Source organism: Prolixibacter denitrificans (genome assembly GCF_003014495.1).
GTDB classification, from domain to species: domain Bacteria; phylum Bacteroidota; class Bacteroidia; order Bacteroidales; family Prolixibacteraceae; genus Prolixibacter; species Prolixibacter denitrificans.
The window spans coordinates 421,002-443,390 of sequence record NZ_PYGC01000002.1 but is presented as its reverse complement, the minus strand read 5'-3'; the positions used below and the strand labels follow the sequence as shown (position 1 = coordinate 443,390).

Sequence of the window (22,389 nt, the reverse complement as noted above, 5' to 3'; positions counted from 1 at the left end):
TCGGGTTTTTTGTTTTTTATTGATTTAATTGAAAAACGTTTTCAATAATAAAAGAATGTTATCGAATATTTCTAGGCAAATAATAATTAGTTATCGCTTCAGTTGCTGATGTATCCCTGCCAACGATTGTGAAACTTTTCAGATTTCCCAATCTTTCCAGTTCAGCTTCTGTTGTTCCGAACAAATCGTAACCAGAATCACGCCTCAAGAGACAATGGTAAGTTACCGATATACTGTCTTTTGAGTTTATCAGACTATCATACCAAAATAAGCTTAGCTGATAATAAAAATCATTCTTATCATTTGATGGTACAACAATCGCATCTGATATATTTCTTGACTGTCCTTGAAAAATTGGATTTGCCCATTGTGCAGAATCCAATGTATAAATTAAACTTGATTTGAAAAAAATTGCTCTTGATTTCAACTTAAAATTACATGCGGTTCGCTGCCCTGTATTCTTTATCTCCACTCTAAACAGCGGCAGGTTATAAATAAAGTAACTATTCTTCCCTAAATAATATTTCTTTTCTGGAACTCTTGATGCATAACCACGCTGATCCATTATTGATATCTGAGGTTTTGCTGCATTTACAGAAAATTGAAGTGTACAATACGCGATGTATAGAGATAAGGTAGCTACCAACACCGTCATCAAATTAACAATCGTACTAAACTTAACTGGCTTTATCCATCGCCACGTCCTCGAGAAGAACTTTTTAATTGATTCTAATAAAAGAATAGCAACGTTATATACTGAAGATTTGAGCGTATTAGCAAAGTTCACAAACCTGCTTTTCGCAGCAGATTTAGATTCTTGTCCACTGACCTGTTTCATCTAAGTCAAATATGATTTTCTTGAATAAAGTTAATAAAAAGTACTTACTGTTCAATAAAATAGCTCAAACCAATTATCTCTCTTGAACCAATACTAAATAGTTTTATCCTTCTCCTGAACATTTCCCCTTTCCAACCCTTTACTATATTTACGTTTTAAACCCATCGAAAATTCAATTATGAACTGGAAACATCTTGCGCGCGGAAGGTACCTACTGCTGATTCTTTCGCTCACGCTTCTCCTTTCTTCCTGCCAGAAGAAAACCGTCAACCTCGAATTCATCGAAACCAGCGATGTGCACGGCTCACTCTTCCCATGGAATTTTATGACCGATACGACCGCCAACCATTCGCTGGCATCGGTTTATTCTTACGTGAAAGCAGAGCGGGCCAAACCCGACCAGGATGTGATATTGCTCGATAATGGCGACATTCTGCAAGGCGAACCCGATGTATATTTCTCAAATTTCCTGCAGCCCGATAGTACCAACATCGTGGCACGGGTCTACAATTTCATGAAGTACGACGCCGCCACCGTGGGTAACCACGACATCGAAGCGGGCCATCACGTGTACGACAAGGTGCGCAGTGAGATGCACATGCCGTGGCTGGCTGCCAACGCCGTCCGCACCGACGACGGGAAACCGTATTTTAAACCTTACACCATCATCGAGAAAGAGGGCGTGAAGATTGCCGTGCTGGGCATGATTACCCCGCACATTCCGTACTGGCTTCCGGAGAAAATCTGGAAAGGGATGGAGTTTGAAGACATGATTGAAACCGCCCGCAAATGGGTGAAGATTATACAGGAAAAAGAGCATCCCGATGTGCTGATTGGCCTGTTCCATTCAGGTGTCGATTATACCTACGGCGGAACAACTGCCAAGACGTACAAAAACGAAAATGCCTCGGCGCTGGTAGCCGAGCAGGTGCCCGGTTTCGACATTGTATTTGCCGGCCACGACCACCGCGAGTGGAACAAGTGGGTGACCAACACCGCTGGCAAAAAAGTTCTCATCATGGGACCACAGGCCCATGCCCGGGAATTTCCGGTAGCCAAAATGAAGCTAACCTACGACAGCTCCGACAAAACCTGGAAGAAGGAAATCACTTCGGAAGTGAAGCATTCCAAAAACTACCAGCCCGACCCGGAATACATGGCGCACTTTAAGCCGTTTGTGAACGAGGTGAAAAAATGGGTGAACCAGCCGGTGGCCAAACTCACGGCCGAAATCGATACCCGCGATGCTTTCTTTGGTAGCTCCAGCTTTATGGGACTCATCCACAAGGTGCAGCTCGCACAAAGCGGCGCCGACATTTCCCTTTCGGCTCCCACCATTTTTGACACGCAACTGAAAAAAGGCGAGCTGTACGTCCGCGACATGTTCCGCCTGTACAAATACGAGAACCTGCTGTACACGATGAAGCTCTCCGGGAAAGAAATCAAAGGATACCTGGAATATTCGTACGCCGGTTGGTTCAACACCATGAAAAGCCCGAATGACCACCTCATCAACTTCCGCAAGGACAAAGAGGGCCACCTGATGGAGAACAAAGGTCGCGGCACGTATTCGCTGGCCAAGCCGTATTTCAATTTCGATTCGGCCGGCGGCATCAGGTACACCGTCGATGTGCGCAAACCGGCCGGTCACCGCGTACACATCATCTCCATGTCGGACGGAACGCCCTTCCGGGAAAACCACATCTACGAAGTGGCGGTGAATTCATACCGGGGAAATGGCGGCGGCGGTCACCTCGAAAAGGGAGCCGGCATCCCGCATGACGAATTGAATGCGCGACGCATTAGCACCACCGAAAAGGATTTGCGCTTCTACATGATGAAGTGGCTGGAAAAACAGGGAACTTATACTCCGGTTAATCCGGAGAACTGGAAAGTGATTCCACAAGCCTGGGAGAAAAAAGCCCGCGCCGTCGACGAACCGATGATGTTCGGCAAAGGAGGAAACGAATGATATTACCCTTTCGGGAAAACATATTGAAGAGGCTGTCTGTGAAGGCAGCCTTTTTTATTTAACTCAACCCGCTTCGGGGTTGGGGTCCAACCTCAGAAACCCAACCCTCAATTCCATTGGGGGAGATGAATATTCATCCGGCTTCGCCGGAAAAGCTAAGTAGATTTTGGCCCCAGTATCTGGAAACTGAGATTCCCGCAAGGGAATAATCATTCTTCACCTCAGGTGAAACCGGAGGACAAGCGACTTCGCTAAAAACCAACTCAGAAGTGTTGAATCGAAATGAAGAAATCTTTGAAAATTTGCGTCCCGTAATGTTGTGATATGAAAAAGCTCTCAGAATTTTCTTTGTCTCCGAGTTGCAGCATCAAAAAACTTCAACGGTTTTTGTTCCCCTTGGGCCAGGGCGTGAGAGAACGCGGTCGGATTCCGTTCTCCGGGAGCCCAGGCATGAAAAAACGCGGCCGGATTTTGTTCCCCTTGGGCCCGGGCATGAGAAAACGCGGACGGATTTTACTCCCCGGGGGCCCGGCACGAAAAAACGCAGGCGGATTTTGCTCCCCGGGAGTCAGGACACGAGAAAACGCAGAAAGTTTTGGTCGCCTCAGACTCGCGGTAACCTCATATTTTTCCCGAGCCGTTCCAGTCCAACCGAGCCCAGTTTCAGGATTCCGAACAGGATCACCAGCGCAAAGATGATGGAAGCACCCGAAGGAATATTAAAGGAATAGGAAAAGAGTAATCCGGCCATGGAACCAATGAAGGCAAAAATCACCGACAGAATCATCATGGTACCGAAGTTCCGGGTGAAGATATTGGAAATGGCCTGCGGAATGGTCAGCAGTGACATCACCAGAATGATTCCCACCACGCGAATATTCATCACGATAGTTAGTGCTACCAAACTAATCAACACCAGGTTGAATAACCGTACCGGCGCGTTGTTGGTAAGGGCAAACTCTTCGTCGAACGACACAAACAGGATCATCCGGAAGAAGGTGATGAAAAAGGCAATCACCGCCAGCGTTATCAGCCCCATGAAAAGTAAATTCCCGGCCGAAACCGTCAGGATATTCCCGAAAAGGTAACTCATCAGGTTGGGTGCATAACCCGGCGTGAGGTACACGAAAATAATTCCGATAGCCATACCAAACGCCCACAACATCGCGATAGCCGAGTCCTCGCGTACATCCGCTTTGCGCGTGAAGAATTCGATTCCCAGAGCTGACAAAACACCAAATATCAACGCGCCCAGAATCGGGTTAATGCCCAGGAAATATCCCAGACCGATTCCCCCAAACGAAGCGTGCGTAATACCTCCGCTGATGAAAACAATGCGTCTTGAAACAATGTACGTTCCTACCAACCCACAGGTGATGCTCGCCATGAGCGCCGCCCAGAAGGCATTTTGAAAAAATCCGAATTGAAAAATTGAGGCCAGGCTATCCATTAGTGATCGTGTTGTAAGAGAACGGTGTGCGGTATTTGTCCGTGCGAGATAATCTGAATCGGACATTCGTAAGCCGCCAGTTGTTCGGTTGATATTTTATTCGACGGGTGATAATGCAGGTTGCGGTTCACACAAGCAATGGTTTTTACATAAGAAGTAATCGTACCCACATCGTGGGAAACCAGCATTATCGCCATATCCTTGTTCAGGATACGCAAGCGCTCGTACAATTCGCGCTCAAATTTATTGTCGACATACGTGTTCGGCTCGTCCAAAATCAACAATTTAGGCTGGTTCACCAGGGCACGGCACAGCAAAACGCGCTGCAATTGCCCACCCGACAATTCGCCTACTGCTTTTTTTCGCAAAGCGTAAATGCCCATCTTTTGTAACAAATCGGCTGTTCGTTCATTTTCCTCGCGGGAATAACGTCCAACCAGCCGCTTCCGCGACATCAATCCGCTTCGCACCACATCGAAAACAGTGATAGGAAACTTCTTGTCAATCCGGTTCACCTGCGGCAGATAACCGATGTGATGATGGGAGCCCTCCCGCATCGATTCGTTGAAGACAATTTCACCTTTGATGGGCGGCAACAACCCCAGCATGGTTTTCAGCAAGGTCGTTTTTCCACCGCCATTGGGGCCAATTACCCCGATAAAATCTTCGGGATTAACGGTCAGGTTCACGTTGCTCAGGACCACTTTCTTTTCGTAGCCCGCAGACATATTGCGTATTTCGAGGAGACTTTCCATGTGTATTCGTTTCCGTTTCAACCGCCGGTTCATTCCCCGATGGAATACTCCGTCAGTAAAAAATGAAATTAGCAATTAAACAATGAAGTAACAACCCTAAGCGGGAGTAGTTCACCAAAGACTGTCGAACAACTTGGCTGCAATAGAGAGTGTTTCCTTTGGCCAGTCCTCGTCCAGCGGGTCGATTTGCACCACATCCGCATGGATTTCCCGGGCAATGGTTTCGGCGTCTGCTTTATCGAATTGTTTCTGAATCAGGATCAGCTTGATGTGCTGCTTCCGGGCCTTTTTCACAATCTCCTCCATGTGTTTGGGTGAAGGTGATTTCCCTTCAAATTCGATCGACTCCTGAATCAGGCCATAGTCACGCGCCAGGTAGCCCAGTGACGGGTGGAAAATCAGGAACCGTTTCCCTTTCAAAAGGGACAGCTTCATGCCGACTTCGTGGTCAACCCGCGCAATTTCGTCGAACAGCTTCTGCAGGTTTTGGTAGTAATATTCCCGGTTACCCGGATCGATGGCCACCATTCCTTCGAAAATATTGATGGCAATTTGCTTGGCCTGCTTGGGCGATGTCCAGATATGCGGATCAACTCCTTCGTGGTGATCATGGTCGCCATGTTGTATGGTATCACCCTTAATCAGCGTAATTCCGGTGTCGGTGTAGAACAATTCCATGTTGGGATTGGCCTGCCGGATGCGATTCAACCACGCATTCTCGAAACCGAGATGACCAACCGCGAAGTAAGCCGCTGCATTCGATAGTTTTTGTATCTGCCGGGGCGTAGGCTCATAGGTCGCCGGACTGGCACCCGGCGGAACCATCACCTCGACGGGAAACCGATCGCCAATGATTTGTTTGGCAAAATATTTTAACGGTAGAATACTGACAAAAACCGCAGCAGAATCAGCCTGACTTCCACCAGACGATTTGTGCGAACGATTTGAACAGGAACCAAACAGAAATGACGCAATGGTCAACAAAATTAAAATCTTCTTCATGCAGAAATGCTACTTCAGTTTAAGGGGTTTCACTTTAATTTTTCTTGGCGGAACCGGGTCATACCCATGTGTCCCCCAGGGATGACAATGCAGAATACGTCGGGTTCCCAGAAACAAACCCTTAATGGGACCATGAATTTCCAGTGCTTTCACCGCGTACTCCGAACAAGTCGGAATATGGCGGCACGAAGCCGGAGTCATTGGCGAAATGAAATACCGGTAGAAGTACACCGGAATCTTCAAAATCCAGATAAAAATTTTACGAACCCACTTTCCCATCACTCAAAATCCCTGTAAAGTAAACTCGGTTGTATCCCCTGATTCAATTGATATTTTCCACTATTGTACCGTTCGTATTGCCCTTCGATGGAGTGGTAATAAATCTGGCAGATTTCCACACCAGCGTAGATACGAACCGGCTGAACACAAAATATTTCCAGTGTCCAGTAACCGCTGAACCCCACGTCGCCGAAGCCTGCAGTCACATGAATAAACAGCCCCAGTCGCCCGACAGACGAACGTCCTTCGAGCATCGGAACGTAATCCTCGGTCCGGGTGTACTCCAAGGTACGTCCCAGGTACAGTTTATTGGGTTGCAGTGTCAGGCCTTCCGGTGGAATTTCCATCTCACTCACCTTGTTCGGACTCTTCATGTCAAGCACATCCTCATCGTACACCAATAGTTGGTTATGCAAACGAAGATTGTAACTGTTCGGATTCAACTGCTCTGGCCGGAAGGGATCGATAAAGATCTTCCGGTTCAGCTGTTTTTCAATTTCCTTTCCCGACAGGATCATCGTGCGATGGTATTTCCATGAGATTCAAGACGTAAAATTACCTTTTTTAGCATGACTGCCGAAATTTTTGAAGGGAATTTCGGAGAAAGCCATCCAAATTATAGTGCATCAGTCATTTTTGACGAAAGTTGCCTGATTTTTCCCGACGCTGAACCAACCGGATGAATGGGTGTTTATTCAACACAAACGCATAACGCTTTATGGGAAAATCAGCTGATTACACAAAATACGACGACGAATTATACCAGGTGGCGCTTTTGAAAAATAACGAAATTGCCCCCGGTGTTTATGTCCTTTCCTTGCCCCGTCTTCATGATTTCAAAGCAGGTCAGGTGGTAAAAATCGGTCTGCCGGAAGGCGAACCACCTCGCATGTACAGCATTTGCAGCGGCGAAAAAGAAGATGAACTGAAAATCCTGTTCAACGTAAAAGGCGGAGGCTGGCTGACTCCACGTTTGGCCAAGTTACAGCCCGGCGATTCAATACTCGTTTCCGAGCCCATGGGCGACTTCACCGGTGATGATAAACCAGCCTGGTGGGTAGCTTCCGGAACCGGAATTGCACCTTTCTACAGCATGTTCAAATCAGGTCTGGGCTCCAACAAAACCGTTGTGCACGGCGGACGTTACCTGCAGAATTTCTATTTCGAAGATGAATTCATGCCCGAATTGAAAGACCAGTACGTCCGTTGCTGTTCGCAGGAAAAAGGCGGTGATGTATATCATGGACGACTTACCCATTTCCTGGAAGACCAGGATAATTTACCGAAGGATCAGAAATTCTATCTCTGCGGTAGCCCGGAAATGGTCGTCGAAACCCGCGACCTACTCATCCGGAAAGGCATTCCATACGGAAACATTGTGGCCGAAATCTATTTTTAATGAACGATTTACATGCATCGTTCGCGAAGCGGTGTACAATGATTATCTTTGCAGCGGCGAAAGGAAAATCAAAAGCTTTGGCCTAAACAGAGGAGCAGCATGGAGAAGGAAAGATTATTTGGAAAAACGCTCGATGAACTGAAAGCAGTAGCAGCACAGGTTGGCTTGCCCAAATTTGCAGCCAAACAGATGGCTGACTGGCTGTATAAAAAGGACATCCGTTCCATCGACGAGATGACCAACCTGTCGGTGAAGGGAAGGGAAGCGCTGAAAGAATTCTACGAATTCGGATTGACCGAACCGACCAAAGTACAGGCCAGCATCGACGGAACCAAGAAATATCTTTTCCCCACAGACCATGCGAAATTCATCGAAACAGCGATGATCCCGGAGAACGATCGCAAAACCGTTTGCGTATCATCACAAGTAGGTTGCAAAATGGGCTGCCTCTTCTGCATGACCGGGAAGCAAGGTTTCCAGGGACAACTGACCGCTGGCGAAATTGTGAACCAGATTCGCAGCATTGAGGAAAACGGTGAGGTAAGCAACATTGTCTACATGGGAATGGGCGAACCGTTTGACAACCTCGACAATGTCCTGAAGAGCGTCGAAATCCTGACGTCGGACTGGGGCTATGCGATGAGTCCAAAGCGGATCACCGTTTCAACCATTGGTATCATTCCGGCAATGAAAAAATTCCTGGAAACCAGCACGGCCCATTTGGCTGTCAGTCTGCACTCACCTTTCGATGAGGAGCGGAAACAGCTGATGCCGATCCAAACGGCTTACCCGATTCAAAAAGTGTTGGACGAGATCAAAAGCTGGGAATTTGGCAGACAGCGTCGCGTTTCATTCGAGTACATCATGTTCGGCGGATTAAACGATACGCCGGCACATGCCAAAGAGCTGGCCCGCATCCTCAACGGAATCAAATGCCGTATCAACCTTATCCGGTTCCATCCCATTCCGGATACGCCGCTTAAAAGCAGCGATGAAGAGACACTACAATCATTCAAGGATTTGCTCAACAGCAAAGGTATTCTGACCACCATTCGTGCTTCGCGCGGACAGGATATTTACGCCGCCTGCGGGTTGCTGTCGACCAAAGCGCTGGTGAAAAAAGAAGAAGAGCCGGATTATTAATCTCTTCGCGAAAGCGAAAAAATTCCAGACAGAATTTCATAAATTCGTTTTACCTTGGGTGAAAACAACTAATCTTTCAACCCATGGACCGTTACGAATATAAATTCTACCGGATTAAGCTGACTCCTTTTTTTAGGAAGCCCAAAGAAGACTACCAGGAGGTGATTGGCCGTATGACCAGAGATGGCTGGCGGCTAATTCAGATTTTTTCTCCGGCCGTTTCAGGCCACGGAGCCTCCAGCTATTTCGAGCTCATTTTCGAACGTCAGCGCATGTAATTTCGCTTAGCGCGGAGACAGCGTAACGAAAGGTACCAACATTTCCTCCAGTGAAATGCCACCATGCTGAAACGTGTCGCGGTAGTAGCTTACGTAATAATTGAAGTTATTCGGGTACGCGAAGAAATCGGTTCCGCTGGCGAAGATAAACGTTGAACTGACATTGGACGATGGCAAAAAGCCCGCTCCCGGATTCGTCATTTCAAATACTTCCTTCCGATTGTATTTAAGATTGCGGCCTTGCTTGTAGCGCAAATTGGTATTGGTCGAACGCTCACCTATCACCTTCAATGGGTTATGCACGCGTATGGTACCGTGGTCAGTCGTGACCACCAGTTTAATATCTCTTGTCGAAAGTTCCTTAATCAGTTCGAGCAACGGAGAGTGCCGGAACCACGATTCGGTGAGAGACCGGTAAGCTGCTTCGTCGTTGGCCAGCTCGCGAATCATATCCATTTCGGTCCGCGCATGCGACATAATATCGACAAAGTTGATGACCATCACGGAGAGCGGATTTTCAAGCATGTTCGCCAGATTATCGAGTACACGACGTCCAGATTTCAGGTTGGTCATTTTCTCGAAACTGAATTTCTCACTTCGCCCATAACGAGCCATTTGGCGTGTAAACAACTCTTCCTCGTGCTGGTTTTTGATACCCTCTTCCTCTTCGTTCAACCAAAGATTTGGATAGGTTTTCGCTATTTCCGACGGCATTAATCCCGAAAAGATCGCATTCCGCGCATACATCGTCGCAGTAGGTAAAATACTGAAGTACAATTCCTCTTCGTCGGTCGTATAGTATTCACGGACTATTTGCTGAAGAATACGCCATTGATCGTAGCGGAGGTTATCAATCAGCAAGACAAAGACTTTTTCACCCTGGTCAAGCAGCGGGAAAACGCGGTGACGGAATAGATCGGGCGAAATTAACGGACGTTCGCCGGCCGGTTGCTCCAGCCAGTCGAAATAGTTCTTTTTCACGAAACGGGAAAAAGCCTGGTTGGCTTCACTTTTCTGCATCAGCAGCACTTCGTCCATTGTGTGATCATCCGATTCCTCGAGTTCCAATTCCCAAAAAACCAGTTTCCGGTACACTTCCACCCAGTCTTCATGTGTCAGCGAATCGTTTATTTGCATTCCCAGCCGCGCAAATTCACTCTGATAAGCAGAGGTCGTTTTCCGGGTAACCAGCTCCGTCTTCTCGATATTCTTCTTGATGGAGAGTAGAATCTGATTGGGATTGACAGGTTTAATAAGGTAGTCAGCGATTTTGGCACCGATGGCCTCCTCCATAATGTCCTCTTCCTCACTTTTGGTAATCATCACCACGGGGATTCCGGGGACAACATTCTTGATGGAAGCGAGTGTTTCCAAGCCGCTAAGACCGGGCATGTTTTCATCAAGAAAAATAATGTCAAAGTTCTTTCGGTTGACCTGTTCGATGGCATCATCGCCGTTTGTTACAGCAGTTACGCTATACCCCTTTCCTTCGAGGAAAAGCAGGTGAGGTTTAAGCAAATCAATTTCATCGTCGGCCCAAAGAATTCGGATCGTCTTCATATATTAAGTTCAGGATTAACGTCTTTGTCTTACCGCAGTCCCAATTTAAAAAAACTATCTAGTTTTTCAGGTAGAACTGACCAAAGAACTCGAGATAAGGTGTGAGATTTTTCTTTTGCTTAAGAATCTTCTCATTGGACGCGCTGATGACAAAGTTTCTGTACTCCCTGTCTTCCAACGGTGTAAACAGCGGCCGGCTGGCAATCACCTTACGGAAATAGACCATTGAACTTTCCTTTCCTCCCAGACCACTAATCACTAACATCATCCGGCTAGCGTCCAGTGGTTCGGTCTCCACTTTGATTTTACCAGAACCAAAGTTGTCCGTATTAAACTTCTCGAAACCCGATTGTAATTTTGCCAAATCAACACCTGCAGCTGAGAAGACCAGGATAAACCGGTTGTCAACTCCCAGATTGGTATTGTAAGGTCCGTTGTACGAAGGCGCAGGCTTTGCCACCGGTGTTGCAGGCTGAGTTTGAGTTTCAGGTGCTGTTGTCTGTGGCGTTGATTCCGGCTCTTTCGGTTGTGGAATTTTTCCCAGATATGCGCGAGAGAAGAAATCCATGTAACCATCGATGTCTTTCTTTTTCTCCAGTAATTTCATGTTCGTATCCGAGATATAGAAATTCCGGTAGTTTCCACCGTTCAACGGAGCGAACAACTCGCGGGTTTTCACCACGGCTCCAAAATAATCTTTTGCCACTGCTTCCCCGGTTAAACCGGTTACCAGTAATGCCGGTTTCCCGGAAACGGTTCCTTTAACAACGGCCAAATTCAAATCGGCATAGTTGGTCGAATCGAATGCGGCAAACAATTTTAGCAGCGGCTGCAAATTCTGCTTCGCATTTTCCGGAATCAGCACAAACTGGTGCGCTTCATCAGCCGTCCGGTGGTAACTGTTCGGATCTACCGTCGTTTTCACCATCACAAACTGACCCTTTTCTTCCGGCTCTTCCTGCTTGCGCGCTTTGGCCAGCAACTCTTCCAGATTAGGCAATTCATTCTGCGGGAAATCGGAACTGATGTACCGGCTGTAATTCTTCATGAAGAACTTCAGGTATTCATGGTAATCGTGGTCAGCCAGCATAGTCCGGTAGTTAGGCGAAGAAGCAATGAAATTGACATATTCCACACCTTTGAGCGTTTCGAATACTTTCCGTTTCCGGATGATGGAGCGGAAATAAATCAAGCCTTCTTCCTTGTCGGGAAGACTGCGCACAACCACCATCTGCGAACGCGCGTTCAGGTTCACTTTTTCAATATCGAAATCCTGCTGCGTGTAATAGTCAATATCGTAATTGGCGATGTCGAAAATCAACCGGTTGACATCCACCTTCGCCTGACGCGGGAAGACGATAACAAAGTAATGGAACACATCTTCCTTGTAAGAGAATTTACCTCCGAACTCATCGTTCTTTTGGTTCTCCTCCTGCACAACTTCCGGGTTTTGAATATTCTGATGGATATATCCTTCTGCCAGCATTTTCTGGTAATCTGCCAGTGTACTGTCCTGAAGCCGACTGTAAATTTTATTGGCCAGCGGCAGTGTTTCCGCGTGGGGATTGGCAGCAATGTATGCTTTCAGACTATCGGCAAATACTTTGCGATCCTGCTGTGTACCTTTTGAAACCACTTCCAGGAAGCGGGTTTTGGCTACCAGCCCCGTGTCAGGGTGCATTGCTAGCAATTGACGCGCTTTCTGTGCAGCTCCTTTGAAATCCCGATCCTGATACAAGGTAAATGCCTTGCTGTAGATGCGGTTCATACTGTCGCGTTGTGCTTCCAACGTCACAAAGTAGTTCGGATCTTTCAGGAATTTCGCGTATTTCGAATTAGGATACTTGGCTACAATCAACTGCTCATATTTGGCGGCGTCTGCGGTTTTCTCCTGTGTCTTATAAATCTGGTACAAGTCGAACCACGACATGAGCTCCAAACTTCCTCCCGGGAATTTCCGGTCCAGTTCCTCCAGCATTTCCGCCGAGCGCTGATAATCGTTGAATTCTGAGCGGTAAATTCGTGCAGCATTGTAATATGCCAGCATCAACCGGTCGTTGGAAGCCGCCATCAGTGAATCGGTCAATGGCACATCCTGCAGGTAATAATCGCGCTGTCGCGGATCGGAAACCCGTTGTTCCGTCACCTGAGCGGAGTCGCTTTGCGTTTCTTCGGCCAGCTGGTCAGTATCGCTTGCCGAAAGCTGGGTTTTATTCAGCCTGCGCCAGTTATCCTCCAGTTTTCTCTTTCCCCAGATGCGGCGGAACTCTTCTTTCCCGATTCCCACTGTAGTGGGATTATAAAAATACCAAGAGCCGTCGTTGCTTCCCTGAATCGTATTTCTTCGCTGGTTATACCGGTAATAATTCTGCGTCAACTGCTGGTTGCGTTCTTCTTCCCGTTTACGGGCCTCTTCTTTATTAATTTTGGAAATCCAGCTGTCAATCAACGCATTCCGATCAGCGGTTGTCATTTGGGCCAACCGCTGCAAACTATCTTCCCGGGTAATGGTATTCAGGTTCGTCACCAGACGGCCTAAACTGGCTGCCCGCGATGAAATCTCGTCATATCCGGGATACGTATTATCAATCACGACCAATGTGCTGTCGTAATAACTTTGCGATTGCACATAGTTTTCATCCTGAAAATAAATACGAGCCAGAGTTAGGCAGGTTTCTGCCCGCTGAGCATTATTGTTCTTACTGTAAGCGGCCGATTTCCGGTAGTCATCAATAGCCTCCGCCTTCATGCCTTCCTTCATCGCCACTTTTCCCATGGCAAAGTAAATCCGATCGCGAAACTCTTCGTTTTTCTCGTCGCGAAGCATACGCCGCAACTGCTTTTTCAGATCGTCGGCACTTCCGGCTCCGGTGTATTCTTCGGCCCGGTTAATCCGAGCGTTGAAAGCCATCTCGTAAGGTGGACGCATCTTCAAAACCTTCCGGTAGTAAGCTACTGCATCTGACTGTTGGTCAGTTTCAGCATACAATTGCGCCAGAATATAGTTGTACCGAAGTTTCTTTTTTCGGGAAAACCGGTTATTTACAGCCGACTTCAAATGTGGAATGGCTTGCCTGTACTGGGCCTGCTTCATGAAATAATCAGTCTGCACCAGCTCAAACTCCTTCAACAGTTTTTTGGGAAAATTGGGATCGCCCTGCAGTAAATCGAAAATATCGCGGGCATTGCTGTATTGCCCATTTTCGTTGTATGCCCGGGCCAACCAAAGATAGGCATCATAACGAATAGGCTCTTTACTGAAGTTCCGAATGACGTAAGAGAAATTCTCGATGGCGCGGTAATAGTCGTGCTTGTAAAAATAAGCCCGCCCCATCAACAGGTACGCATCATCGACCCATTTGTTGAATTCCGTTTTCGAAGCAAATTCCTTGTACCGTTCCGAACGGTTACTTCGCCGGCGTGGCTTCTTGGTAATAGAGTGCTGTGTAATCAACTTCGAGCACTTCATAATGGCTACGTCCATCGTCGAACGGGCAGCATTCGCAGCCTCCTTTTCGCTGGCTTTATACAACGGAAGGATGTGCGTGTAGTCGTTCTTCACGGCCTGATCGACCTGCCCCAATCCCGATTTCACACTCTCTTTCGCATTGAAATAGATATTATAATGTGAAGTTAGGTTATTGTAGGCCCTCGACACAACCGTATTTTTACTGGTCGAACATCCCAGTACTAATCCACTCAGGCCAAGCAGAAAAAAAATATATCGGGTTTTCAGCTTCAACAATTCTTCCTTTTGCTATGGGAAATTGGAATTCAGCAACGAGCGGTAAAATAACCAAAATGAATCGCTCTGCCACAAAGATATAAAGATAATTAAGCCAGCAATCTGTCAAATACCATGCAAAAAAAGAGGGCACCGATTTTTCCGTGCCCTCCTTGCTGACTGCTATTGCAGTTATTTTCTTTCGGTTTTCACTTTTCGTGAAGGTTTGAAAAACTTATTGCGAAGATCCAAACGGTGAACAACCTGTTCGGCAACTTCCAGGAACGCCTGACTGGTTACCGAATCTTCTTTCGATGCAGCAGGAACCCCGTTATCACCGCCTTCGCGGATACTCATTACCAACGGGATTTGTCCGAGCAACGGAATTTCCAGCTGTTCTGCCAGCTCTTTTCCGCCATCTTTTCCGAAGATGTAGTATTTACTATCGGGAAGTTCAGCGGGCGTAAACCAGGACATATTTTCGATAATTCCCAGGACCGGAACATCGACTGATTTACTATTGAACATGGCCACACCTTTCACCACGTCGGCCAAAGCCACTTCCTGCGGTGTTGTCACAATGACCGATGCCGTAACCGGAATAGTCTGTACCAGCGTCAGGTGAATATCGCTGGTTCCGGGCGGCATGTCAATCAGAAGATAATCGAGTTCGCCCCAGTCGGCTTCAATCAACAGTTGCTTCAGCGCGTTGGAAGCCATCGGACCACGCCATACAAGCGCATCTTCCTTGTTCACGAAGAAACCAATGGACAACAACTTCACTCCGTATTTCTCAACCGGAACAATCAAATCGCGGCCTTCTACCTTGGTCATGACCGGACGGGCATTTTCCTCGTCGAACATTTTGGGAACTGAAGGCCCGAAAATGTCGGCATCAATCAATCCCACTTTCGCTCCGGTTTTCGCCAGGGCCACCGCCAGGTTGACCGCCACAGTCGATTTACCGACGCCGCCTTTACCCGAAGCAACCGCAATCGTATTCTTCACGCCGGGAAGAACGGGTGCCTGCATACGATGAATCGCTTTAGGCGTAATACTGATTTCAACCTCTGAGCCCAGCTCATCTTCAATCGCTTCGGCGCAAGCCTGAGCCACGTTTTGAATATTGGGGTCGTTGTCTTTTTGAAAAACCAGGGTAAAACTAATGCGGGTACCGGCAATCCGGATCTCCTGAACCATATCCAGCTCCACCACATTCTCTTCCGAACCCGGGAATTTTACCGATCGTAGAATATCGGTAATCTGCTTGGGAACAATAGCCATATCGTAAGTATTTTCTTGAACTTGAAATTGAAAAACAAAGTTATAAATAAGGAGAACATTATCCGTTTATGGTGTAGGAAAAGTTTCGTCAAACGGGAGTTCCTTCAAAGGGTCCCAAAAATGTTTTTGAAAATCGACAATCTGGTCTTCAACCACTTCGATACCTTCACTTTCCAGCAGTTCCTGCATCACGTCCGGTCCGCCAAAGTGCACCTTCCCGGTTAACAAGCCCTGACGATTCACCACCCGGTGGGCCGGAACATAAGGCTGCTGATTGTGTGCGTTATTCATGGCCCAACCTACCATGCGCGACGATTGCGGCGAGCCAAGATAACGGGCAATGGCACCGTAACTGGTAACCCTGCCTACCGGGATTTGCCGGACCACATCGTACACATTTTCGTAAAAGTCGGACATGATGACAATATTATTGCTTAATCGTCTGGCTGACGGCGCTTGCTCCGGCCAAAGCTACGGTAATCGTCAGGCTCCAGCTCTACATCGGGCTCCGTCAGCTCACCATCTTTCAGATGAAAACGAAGGTATTTGATGGTCTTTCCTCGTTCGAGCCACTGCTGTTCGTAAAATGTGCGGATTTCCAGTATCTCGTTGGCCAGATTGGATTGATACAAATCGTCCGTATCCACATCCACCGGAAGGTGATTCTCTTCAATCATCGCCCGGGTGTACTGGTACATAAAGTTACTGTCTGTCTTCAGGTGAATAACGCCACCGGGTTTCAGAAAGCTCCGGTACAATTCCATAAACCGGATCGATGTTAACCGCTTGCGCACCTTTTTCATTTGCGGATCGGGAAACGTAATCCAGATTTCAGCCACTTCTCCCGGAGCAAAAAAGGCGTCCAATAGTTCAATGTTGGTCCGCAAGAATCCGACATTATCCATATTGTCTTCCCACGATTCTTTGGCTCCCTGCCACATCCGGGCACCTTTGATATCGATGCCTATAAAGTTATGGTCGCGAAACCGGCGTCCCAGGCCAACCGTGTATTCGCCTTTGCCACATCCCAGCTCTAATACGATTGGGTTCTCATTCTTGAAAAAGCGCTCATTCCAAAGGCCTTTCATGTCAAAGCCCTCTTCCTTCAGTACCTTGAAAGGAACCTGCACCACGTGTTCGAAAGTTTCCATTTCTGCAAACTTCGACAGCTTATTTTTCCCCACGATTGTTTTGTGTAATTAAATGGTCACAAGAAAGGGCCTCTTTAGCCCTCTCTTTATTTTTAGTATTGTCAATTCGCTTTTTCTACGCGGAAACCAAAGTCGTGTATTCCCTTCAATATCCCGTCCTTACTTCTCATTCCCTGCTGCACAGAGAAGGTGTAATCACCGGGATTCGGGAAATAAACATCGTGCTTGTACGGATACTTTTTATCGTACATATCACCAATTCCTGAACCGTACCATTTACCGGCATCATTCGCCAGCATCAGCTCCACGGTATCCTGCATCAGTTTACCGCCATCGGGTGGCGTCACTTTAATAAACAGCCACAGGTTTTGATACGGATAGGAACCTTCGTTCCGAACGTTGAAATAGATATTGTACAATGTGGTCGAGTCGGGAATATTCACCGTAAAATCCAAGACAGAATCCTTGTTCCATTTTGAACCTTTCAGTTGATGATATTCGTCGTACACAGCACCACCACTGCACGAATAAAGTATTCCGGCCCAAACCAAAAGCATCAGGCCGGCAATCCATTTAGCGTTTCCTCGGTTTTCTCGGTTTCCCATGATTTTTGCTATTGCCGGAAGGTTTTTGATTGCTTGATGATGATGATGGATTATTGCTTCGGTTCGACGGTTTCCGCCGTTTCTTTTTCCGACGATTGCGCGAAGACGACGGCTTATCGAAGCGATCGAGACTATCCTGTCCGACTACCTTGTGGTAATCTAATACTTCGGCTTGCTCAACAGCTACCGGTTCCGAAGTCAACTGCGGAACTTTCTTTCCGGCTTTATTCAGACGGATAATTTCCTTCACTTTGTCCACCGAGATGGCAACCTGCCCACCGGGCTGATGTTCAGCAGGCGCATACCAGTAAAGCCTTTTGAAGATATCCGCCTTTAGGAAATTGTAGTTTCCTTTTTCCGTCTCCAACGGAATGTTATTCGGCGGGAAGTCCTTCTGCGCGTCGATGTACGAATCGAGCTCGTAATTCAAGCAGCACTTCAATTTTCCACACTGTCCGGCCAGTTTCTGCGGATTCAGAGAAATTTCCTGGTAACGGGCAGCATTGGTTGTTACCGAAACAAAATTAGTGATCCACGAGCTACAGCACAATTCGCGTCCGCAGGGACCAATACCACCAATCCGGCCAGCTTCCTGCCGGGCTCCAATCTGGCGCATTTCAATCCGGATACGGAATGTTTCGGCATATACCTTAATCAACTGCCGGAAATCCACTCGCTCGTCGGCGATATAATAGAAAATGGCTTTTGTCTTATCGCCCTGGTATTCCACATCTCCAATCTTCATATCAAGCCGGAGATCCTCGGCAATTTTACGCGCCTTCAACATGGTATCATGCTCCAGCGCCATCGCCTCTTCCCATTTCTGAATATCCACCGGTTTGGCTTTCCGGTATACTTTGCGCAATTCACCGTCAACGTAGGTTACCTTATGACGGTTCATCTGTTTCAGCACCAAATCACCGACCAGCGAGACCACACCGATATCATGTCCCGGGTTTGCCTCTACAGCCACCACATCGCCCTCTTTCAGTTTCAGGCCATTTACATTTCGGTAGTAATCTTTACGGGTATTTTTGAACCGGACTTCAACGATATCATCCGGGTTGAGAATATTGGGAACGTCTTTTAACCAATTAAAAACATCCAGCTTCGCCGTCGAACCGGCAACAGTGGATGACGGGCACCCTCGTGCCAGCTTTTCCTGTGAACTCATACAGTTATATATATTTAGTAGCCCTCAACCTTTTCGGGAAGGCTCGATTGTACTGATTTTCTACAAAAATAATGATTTACACGAAATCGCGATCGGCTTCCGACAAAGCCTGATTTCACATGTTCGCGCTTTTACGAACGCAGGAAGATAGCCACCTTCAGGGCCAAATCCAAAAAAATGATGCGGGCATTGCCATTCATGCTGATATCCCGGTAGGCCTGTTCAAACTCCTGAAACAACGGAATCACATTGCGCTCGTGAATAAACGGCGCAAAACGGGCCGAAAAATCCGATTGCTGATCATCCATATAAACCAGCTCCGGCTCTTTCATATTCAGTACAAAATTCTCGCGAAGGTATTCACTGCAATACTGCAGAAAACTTTTCTGCTTTACTCTTCCAATCCGGGAAACTTCGTCAGTCCACTTCAGCAATTCAGAATTCCCTTTGCGGGAATAAGCGAGTCGCATCAGCTTAGTGAAATTTTCGTGATTGGAAGCCCGCAATTCATCATTCTCCAGAAGCTCCAGCGCATAAATGAAATTTCCCCGTGCCAAACGGGCAACCGTCGCCGGGTTTTGTCTCCCGACAGAAGGATGTGTCGCTAATCCCGCTTCCAAATCATGATCGGCAATGCGCGGTATACGAACCACCTGGCAACGCGACCGGATGGTGCTGATGATTTGCTCTTCATCTTCCGCCACTAACAGGAAAACCGTGCGGGCCGGCGGCTCCTCAATCATCTTCAGCAGCTTGTTAGCACACTCCGCATTCATCTGCTCGGGCAACCAAACAATCGCTACTTTATAGCCACTCTCGAACGCTTTTTGATTCAGTTTCCGGATAATTTCCCGCGCCTCATACACATAAATGGAGCCCTGCTTATTTTCATCGGCAATCAGGTTCATCCATTTCTCAAATGCCGGGTAGCGATTCTCCAGGAAAAAAGGTCGCCACTTATCGATATAATCGGTACTGGTCGGTTCCTTGAATTTCTCACTTTTCACCACCGGGTAAATCATGTGCAAATCGGGGTGAATCAATTTCGAGAATTTACGGCACGAACTACATTCCCCACACGAATCACCATCTTTTCGGTTCGTACAATTCAAATACTGTCCGAAAGCATAAGCCATGGCCAGTTTACCGTTTCCGGCCGGACCGGTTAACAATTGTGCATGCGGAATACGATCTTCAGCAACTTCCTGTACCAGTTGCTTTTTCACCTCTTCTTGTCCGATAATATCTTTAAACTGCATGCAATTTTCAATTATAAGGTCACGTCCGGTTTCTCACCGGAATTTCACGATAATTTCCCTCAAAGGTAGAAAAAAACTGTGCAACCGTGACACCGTTAAATCATCGGAATGGCTCGGGGAAAAAACGGGGTTTCGGTATGTTATATAGCATGATTTTCCTATCTTTGGGGAAGCTAAATTTTTAACACAGCGAAACATGCAGACAATAGAGACTTACGATTTTTCCGGCAAAAAAGCGTTGATTCGCGTCGACTTCAATGTGCCGTTGAACGAAAAGTTCGAAATTACTGATGATACAAGGATGCGCGCCGCATTACCTACCATTGAAAAAGTGATTGAAAAAGGCGGTTCACCCGTTATTATGTCCCACCTGGGCCGTCCGAAAAACGGACCGGAAGACAAATTCTCTCTCAAACATTTGGTTCCGCACCTTTCTGAATTGCTCGGCGGACGTACGGTAAAAATTGCTCCCGATTGCATTGGTGAGGAAACCAAAAAAGTTGCCGATGCATTGCAGCCAGGAGAAGTGCTGATTCTCGAAAATCTTCGTTTCCATGGCGAAGAAACCAAAGGCGACGCTGAATTTGCCCGCCAGCTCTCCGAAATGGGCGACTGCTGGGTGAACGATGCATTTGGTACTGCTCACCGCGCTCACGCCTCAACCGCTGTGATTGCACAGTATTTCCCGAATGACAAAATGTTCGGATTCCTGGTAGGCAGCGAAGTAGCCAGCCTCGAGAAAGTGATGAAAGAGCCGCAGCGTCCATTCACCGCTATCATGGGAGGTTCCAAAGTTTCTTCCAAAATCACCATTATCGAAAACCTGCTCGAGCGTGTTGATCACCTCATCATTGGTGGTGGTATGACTTACACTTTCGTGAAATCGCAGGGCGGAAAAATCGGTGATTCCATCTGCGAAGATGATTATCTCGATTTGGCAAAAGACCTGATGAAAAAAGCCGAAGCCAAAGGTGTTCAACTGCACTTCGCCGTTGATGTACTGGAAGCTGACGACTTTGCAGAAACTGCCAACACCAAAGTTGTTCCGGCCAACGATATTGAAGACGGATGGCAGGGACTGGACGTAGGCCCGAAAACCATCGAAAAATTCAATAAAGTAATCAGCGAATCGAAAACTGTTCTTTGGAATGGTCCGGTAGGCGTTTTCGAGATGGACAAATTTGCTGAAGGCACCAAAGCCATTGGTGCCGCCGTTGTTGAAGCAACTAAAAAAGGAGCATTCTCGCTCGTAGGTGGTGGTGACTCAGTAGCAGCCGTAAACAAATTCGGTATTGCCGACGGTGTTTCCTACATTTCAACTGCCGGTGGTGCACTTCTCGAATACCTCGAAGGAAAAGACCTTCCGGGAATTGCAGCCGTTCGTCAATAAAATTATTGCATTATTATATGCGTCAAACCCGGGCAATTTTGTCCGGGTTTTTTAATTTGCATAAAAACCAGAATCTTATGAGCCGAATTTCAATCCGTCCGGGTTTTTATCTCGAAAGTTTGGGAATGGAACATGTCGACACCGTTTTTGAAGCTATAGATAAAAACCGTGAACACCTGAGCAAATGGCTTCCGTTCGTCAGTTTTACCCGGAAACCGGAAGACACAGAAGAATTTATCTCCTCGGTTACCAACAGAAAACCTCACGAAAAAGAAGAAGTCTTTACGATTTGGCACGACGAAGAATTCTCGGGCCTGATTGGCTATGTGAATACCGATCGTGTCAACCGGAAAACTGAAATTGGCTACTGGTTGGCAAAAAGTAAGGAAGGGAAAGGCATCATCACCGAAACCACCTTGCAATTAATCAAACTCGCCTTCAAAAGATTGCAAATGAATCGCATTACGATTCGATGTGCTGTGGGAAACAACCGGAGCAGTGCCGTTCCCAAGCGGCTTGGTTTCACTTACGAAGGCATAGAAAGGCAAGGTGAAAAACATGGGAACTCCTATTTTGATCTGGAAATTTTCAGTTTGTTAAAAGACGAATGGAAAAAACAGGGTTCATAAGGCCAAAAACAGTACATATTTATTGATAAATAGATGGTCCTTTTTTTGTTAAAATTTTCCGTTCACTAAACAGATCCGTACGTTCATCAAAAAAAAACGACCGTTCGTCAAAAATTTTTTTTTTATCGAACTTGTCCGCTTACCTTAGTTTCAGCTTTCAGAAATGAGAATCAACAAATCCTTTTTTAAGTTTTCTCTTTTCCCACCAAAAGCACATGCTATTGTTAACAGGCCGGTTCCCCTGCCGGCCTCCCCAAAAAAGGGATGCACCCGCATCCCTTTTTGTTTTATTCCGTAATTTTAATCTGCTCACCAAAAATCTCAATCGTCTCGCCAGCCCTTATTTTAGCCCGCTTTCGAAGTTCTACTTCACCGTTGCGTTTCACTTCTCCATCTTCGACCATCAGCTTTGCCTGGCCTCCAGATTCAGCAATACGGGCTAATTTCAGCAATTTCACCAGCTCAATGAATTCTGTTCCGTTCAGAGCGTATTCCAT

General features: G+C 46.9%; 21 protein-coding genes. 6 read left to right on the top strand and 15 right to left on the bottom strand.

Translation table 11 applies throughout. The features are described from left to right. Positions 1–58 precede the first annotated feature (58 nt). Positions 59–838: a hypothetical protein gene (locus CLV93_RS05580; protein ID WP_106541184.1), complete on the bottom strand. Its 780-nt coding sequence runs from the start codon at positions 836–838 to the stop codon at positions 59–61. Positions 839–1,016: 178 nt separating this feature from the next. Between CLV93_RS05580 and CLV93_RS05575 the strand changes: the two genes are divergently transcribed. Continuing rightward, positions 1,017–2,810 (top strand): bifunctional metallophosphatase/5'-nucleotidase, encoded by a 1,794-nt coding sequence (locus tag CLV93_RS05575; RefSeq protein WP_106541183.1) that lies wholly within the window; start codon positions 1,017–1,019, stop codon positions 2,808–2,810. A 604-nt stretch (positions 2,811–3,414) separates the two neighbouring features. On the opposite strand, the gene CLV93_RS05570 is transcribed toward CLV93_RS05575, so the two are convergent. The 5 genes from CLV93_RS05570 to dcd all read right to left on the bottom strand — a co-directional run bounded on the left by CLV93_RS05570 (position 3,415) and on the right by dcd (position 6,814). Further along, positions 3,415–4,260, bottom strand: coding sequence for a metal ABC transporter permease (locus tag CLV93_RS05570; RefSeq protein WP_106541182.1), 846 nt, complete (start codon positions 4,258–4,260; stop codon positions 3,415–3,417). Further along, entirely contained in the window at positions 4,260–5,015 is a 756-nt protein-coding gene (locus tag CLV93_RS05565) for a metal ABC transporter ATP-binding protein (protein WP_106541181.1), read from the bottom strand. The genes CLV93_RS05570 and CLV93_RS05565 overlap by 1 nt, the downstream gene beginning before the upstream one ends. Positions 5,016–5,126: 111 nt before the next feature. After that, positions 5,127–6,017, bottom strand: a complete 891-nt coding sequence (locus CLV93_RS05560) for a metal ABC transporter solute-binding protein, Zn/Mn family (protein ID WP_106541180.1) — start codon at positions 6,015–6,017, stop codon at positions 5,127–5,129. Between the two features lie 9 nt (positions 6,018–6,026). Then, a complete protein-coding gene (yidD, locus tag CLV93_RS05555; protein ID WP_106541179.1) occupies positions 6,027–6,296 on the bottom strand; it encodes a membrane protein insertion efficiency factor YidD in 270 nt (89 codons plus the stop codon). Further along, positions 6,296–6,814, bottom strand: coding sequence for a dCTP deaminase (gene dcd, locus CLV93_RS05550; RefSeq protein WP_106541178.1), 519 nt, complete (start codon positions 6,812–6,814; stop codon positions 6,296–6,298). Before dcd ends, yidD begins: the two co-directional genes overlap by 1 nt. A 200-nt stretch (positions 6,815–7,014) precedes the next feature. Between dcd and CLV93_RS05545 the strand changes: the two genes are divergently transcribed. The 3 genes from CLV93_RS05545 to CLV93_RS05535 all read left to right on the top strand — a co-directional run bounded on the left by CLV93_RS05545 (position 7,015) and on the right by CLV93_RS05535 (position 9,116). Next, on the top strand, positions 7,015–7,695 hold the full coding sequence (locus tag CLV93_RS05545; RefSeq protein WP_106541177.1) for a ferredoxin--NADP reductase: 681 nt from the start codon (positions 7,015–7,017) through the stop codon (positions 7,693–7,695). A 99-nt stretch (positions 7,696–7,794) separates the two neighbouring features. Then, positions 7,795–8,838, top strand: a complete 1,044-nt coding sequence (gene rlmN / locus CLV93_RS05540; protein ID WP_106541176.1) for a dual-specificity RNA methyltransferase RlmN — start codon at positions 7,795–7,797, stop codon at positions 8,836–8,838. An 83-nt stretch (positions 8,839–8,921) separates the two neighbouring features. Next, entirely contained in the window at positions 8,922–9,116 is a 195-nt protein-coding gene (locus CLV93_RS05535) for a DUF4177 domain-containing protein (protein ID WP_106541175.1), read from the top strand. A gap of 6 nt (positions 9,117–9,122) precedes the next feature. Here the strand turns inward: CLV93_RS05535 and porX are convergent, their stop codons facing one another. The 8 genes from porX to holB all read right to left on the bottom strand — a co-directional run bounded on the left by porX (position 9,123) and on the right by holB (position 19,873). After that, positions 9,123–10,676 (bottom strand): T9SS response regulator signal transducer PorX, encoded by a 1,554-nt coding sequence (gene porX / locus CLV93_RS05530; protein WP_106541174.1) that lies wholly within the window; start codon positions 10,674–10,676, stop codon positions 9,123–9,125. 58 nt (positions 10,677–10,734) lie between these two features. Beyond that, complete coding sequence (gene porW / locus CLV93_RS05525; protein WP_106541173.1) at positions 10,735–14,418, bottom strand: type IX secretion system periplasmic lipoprotein PorW/SprE; 3,684 nt, start codon at positions 14,416–14,418, stop codon at positions 10,735–10,737. Positions 14,419–14,592: 174 nt separating this feature from the next. Further along, a complete protein-coding gene (locus CLV93_RS05520) occupies positions 14,593–15,684 on the bottom strand; it encodes an Mrp/NBP35 family ATP-binding protein (RefSeq protein WP_106541172.1) in 1,092 nt (363 codons plus the stop codon). A gap of 66 nt (positions 15,685–15,750) precedes the next feature. After that, the gene (locus tag CLV93_RS05515) at positions 15,751–16,101 is read right to left on the bottom strand and encodes an MGMT family protein (protein ID WP_106541171.1); all 351 of its coding nucleotides are present in this window, start codon (positions 16,099–16,101) and stop codon (positions 15,751–15,753) included. Positions 16,102–16,118: 17 nt separating this feature from the next. Further along, entirely contained in the window at positions 16,119–16,835 is a 717-nt protein-coding gene (gene trmB, locus CLV93_RS05510) for a tRNA (guanosine(46)-N7)-methyltransferase TrmB (RefSeq protein WP_246187196.1), read from the bottom strand. 101 nt (positions 16,836–16,936) lie between these two features. Beyond that, on the bottom strand, positions 16,937–17,440 hold the full coding sequence (locus CLV93_RS05505; protein WP_106541169.1) for a gliding motility lipoprotein GldH: 504 nt from the start codon (positions 17,438–17,440) through the stop codon (positions 16,937–16,939). After that, positions 17,409–18,614 (bottom strand): PSP1 domain-containing protein, encoded by a 1,206-nt coding sequence (locus CLV93_RS05500; protein ID WP_106541168.1) that lies wholly within the window; start codon positions 18,612–18,614, stop codon positions 17,409–17,411. The genes CLV93_RS05505 and CLV93_RS05500 overlap by 32 nt, the downstream gene beginning before the upstream one ends. A gap of 131 nt (positions 18,615–18,745) precedes the next feature. Beyond that, entirely contained in the window at positions 18,746–19,873 is a 1,128-nt protein-coding gene (gene holB / locus CLV93_RS05495) for a DNA polymerase III subunit delta' (protein ID WP_106541167.1), read from the bottom strand. A gap of 196 nt (positions 19,874–20,069) precedes the next feature. On the opposite strand from holB, the gene CLV93_RS05490 reads away from it, so the two are divergent. Beyond that, positions 20,070–21,263, top strand: a complete 1,194-nt coding sequence (locus CLV93_RS05490; protein ID WP_106541166.1) for a phosphoglycerate kinase — start codon at positions 20,070–20,072, stop codon at positions 21,261–21,263. A gap of 77 nt (positions 21,264–21,340) precedes the next feature. Then, complete coding sequence (locus CLV93_RS05485) at positions 21,341–21,892, top strand: GNAT family N-acetyltransferase (RefSeq protein ID WP_170108872.1); 552 nt, start codon at positions 21,341–21,343, stop codon at positions 21,890–21,892. Between the two features lie 287 nt (positions 21,893–22,179). Here the strand turns inward: CLV93_RS05485 and CLV93_RS05480 are convergent, their stop codons facing one another. Next, positions 22,180–22,389, bottom strand: coding sequence for an RNA-binding S4 domain-containing protein (locus CLV93_RS05480; protein WP_106541164.1), 210 nt, complete (start codon positions 22,387–22,389; stop codon positions 22,180–22,182).

Excerpts from the sequence above, each read along its gene's own strand:
- CLV93_RS05580 (WP_106541184.1), bottom strand. The coding sequence starts at position 838 with ATGAAACAGGTCAGTGGACAAGAATCTAAATCTGCTGCGAAAAGCAGG.
- CLV93_RS05575 (WP_106541183.1), top strand. The coding sequence starts at position 1,017 with ATGAACTGGAAACATCTTGCGCGCGGAAGGTACCTACTGCTGATTCTT.
- CLV93_RS05570 (WP_106541182.1), bottom strand. The coding sequence starts at position 4,260 with ATGGATAGCCTGGCCTCAATTTTTCAATTCGGATTTTTTCAAAATGCC.
- CLV93_RS05565 (WP_106541181.1), bottom strand. The coding sequence starts at position 5,015 with ATGGAAAGTCTCCTCGAAATACGCAATATGTCTGCGGGCTACGAAAAG.
- CLV93_RS05560 (WP_106541180.1), bottom strand. The coding sequence starts at position 6,017 with ATGAAGAAGATTTTAATTTTGTTGACCATTGCGTCATTTCTGTTTGGT.
- yidD (WP_106541179.1), bottom strand. The coding sequence starts at position 6,296 with ATGGGAAAGTGGGTTCGTAAAATTTTTATCTGGATTTTGAAGATTCCG.
- dcd (WP_106541178.1), bottom strand. The coding sequence starts at position 6,814 with ATGATCCTGTCGGGAAAGGAAATTGAAAAACAGCTGAACCGGAAGATC.
- CLV93_RS05545 (WP_106541177.1), top strand. The coding sequence starts at position 7,015 with ATGGGAAAATCAGCTGATTACACAAAATACGACGACGAATTATACCAG.
- rlmN (WP_106541176.1), top strand. The coding sequence starts at position 7,795 with ATGGAGAAGGAAAGATTATTTGGAAAAACGCTCGATGAACTGAAAGCA.
- CLV93_RS05535 (WP_106541175.1), top strand. The coding sequence starts at position 8,922 with ATGGACCGTTACGAATATAAATTCTACCGGATTAAGCTGACTCCTTTT.
- porX (WP_106541174.1), bottom strand. The coding sequence starts at position 10,676 with ATGAAGACGATCCGAATTCTTTGGGCCGACGATGAAATTGATTTGCTT.
- CLV93_RS05520 (WP_106541172.1), bottom strand. The coding sequence starts at position 15,684 with ATGGCTATTGTTCCCAAGCAGATTACCGATATTCTACGATCGGTAAAA.
- CLV93_RS05515 (WP_106541171.1), bottom strand. The coding sequence starts at position 16,101 with ATGTCCGACTTTTACGAAAATGTGTACGATGTGGTCCGGCAAATCCCG.
- trmB (WP_246187196.1), bottom strand. The coding sequence starts at position 16,835 with ATGGAAACTTTCGAACACGTGGTGCAGGTTCCTTTCAAGGTACTGAAG.
- CLV93_RS05505 (WP_106541169.1), bottom strand. The coding sequence starts at position 17,440 with ATGGGAAACCGAGAAAACCGAGGAAACGCTAAATGGATTGCCGGCCTG.
- CLV93_RS05500 (WP_106541168.1), bottom strand. The coding sequence starts at position 18,614 with ATGAGTTCACAGGAAAAGCTGGCACGAGGGTGCCCGTCATCCACTGTT.
- holB (WP_106541167.1), bottom strand. The coding sequence starts at position 19,873 with ATGCAGTTTAAAGATATTATCGGACAAGAAGAGGTGAAAAAGCAACTG.
- CLV93_RS05490 (WP_106541166.1), top strand. The coding sequence starts at position 20,070 with ATGCAGACAATAGAGACTTACGATTTTTCCGGCAAAAAAGCGTTGATT.
- CLV93_RS05485 (WP_170108872.1), top strand. The coding sequence starts at position 21,341 with ATGAGCCGAATTTCAATCCGTCCGGGTTTTTATCTCGAAAGTTTGGGA.
- CLV93_RS05480 (WP_106541164.1), bottom strand. The coding sequence starts at position 22,389 with ATGGAATACGCTCTGAACGGAACAGAATTCATTGAGCTGGTGAAATTG.